We start from the raw sequence: 1,435 nt of genomic DNA on the forward strand, positions 1-1,435 counted from the left end.
ATAATGACTGCTGCATATCTATATCTATGCGTCCTACGCTATCCCAAGGTCCAATATTGCCCTGACACAAGGATAAGAATGGCTGCAATGGATCTCGACGCTTACCAATAGGTTTGTCGAACTCACATGCGAACGCATCCTGTAAGATCTCGGTTACTGCAATCAAGAAGTTTGGCGCACGGTTGTTCTGCGCGATAGCAAAACCCTGATGCGAAAGCTGTATACCGGCACCTACGGACCATTCATCACTAATCTCATAGCCAACCGCTGGGGAGAAAAAGGTATATCGCTGTATAGAAGCCTCTTTACCTAAGAATGTCCCGGGGTCTTCCGCGTCTTTAAAAAGCCCCAACGGAGAGTGCATGTAGTTTTTTGCAGCGAATGTAAATTTTGAGCCTGGCTCATTAACAGAAAAACCAAACTGGAACGGCAAAGGCGCGGGACCACTCCATACCCATTGCTGAAGGCCAAATCCTGGAATGTAAATCGCTGGTTTACTCGTATGGCTTTCTCCGTAGCCATCAGGCCCAACCACTGGATCTCTAGGAACCGAAGGATCGTAGGTATTAAGTCCCGTGCCCTCTAGACCAAATATCTCATAATCGTCACCGGCGATATAAGCAGCGTCCAAATCGAGACCGATAATATACTGATCAACTTCGAACTGACGGTCTTTCAAGTTCGTTAGACCTGCAGGATTATGATACACAGCTGCAATACTGGGATCGCGATCCGCTACAACAGCATTACCCAAAGACATAGCACGGCTATCTATCGTAATGCCATTACCAACCTGCGCTAGCAGTTGAGGTGGAAAAACGAGCATGATCGTTGTCAGCGCAACAAACGCTCGCTGGATTGGTTTTGTAAACTCTCTCACATTCACTCCGATTGTGGACTTACCAAGTCCACGCACCGATGTTAATCGGCAAAGAGAATCCTAAATTAAAGTCAGACGCATCTTCCGTCAGACCAAAACCAAAACTTGTATTGATAATTGTGGTCGGATCAACACGAATACCTAATGACATATTCATCGACCCACTGGCTGAGTCTTGTGTTTCAGCATTGGTTCCGTCGGTAAAATACAAATTCGTTGCTGTGTTGTAACTCACGTTCGTAGAGATACTTAACGAAGTGTCATAAGATAAGGAGTAAGAAAACCCGCCTGAGAATGAAAAACTTTGTCCGTTATGGACCGCTTTAAGCACTCGTCCACCACGAACTTGGTTCAAACCATTTTGTTCAAATGAATAACCCGCATTCACAGAGCCAAACACAACCACTGGATCTAATACTTTTGAGACATTTACTCCAGTGCTAAATGCATATGTGCCGCTCCCGGTTGACAATCGTTGCTGCGGGTTTATTTCGTATGGGCTAACGCCTGTTTTTGTACTTAGCGAAGAATTTACGGTGATAGTCGGGCGCCCAG

The 1,435-nt window shown here is 45.7% G+C and carries 1 protein-coding gene and 1 pseudogene; both read right to left on the bottom strand.

Annotated features, from left to right (window positions below):
* Positions 1-880 (bottom strand): outer membrane protein transport protein (locus tag A3739_RS21905; RefSeq protein WP_197472492.1); only part of this gene is annotated, 880 nt, incomplete at its 3' end.
* A 19-nt stretch (positions 881-899) separates the two neighbouring features.
* Positions 900-1,435, bottom strand: a pseudogene (locus A3739_RS30250) (transporter); the annotation flags it as partial.

The sequence above is a fragment of the Oleiphilus sp. HI0067 genome, assembly GCF_001635735.1.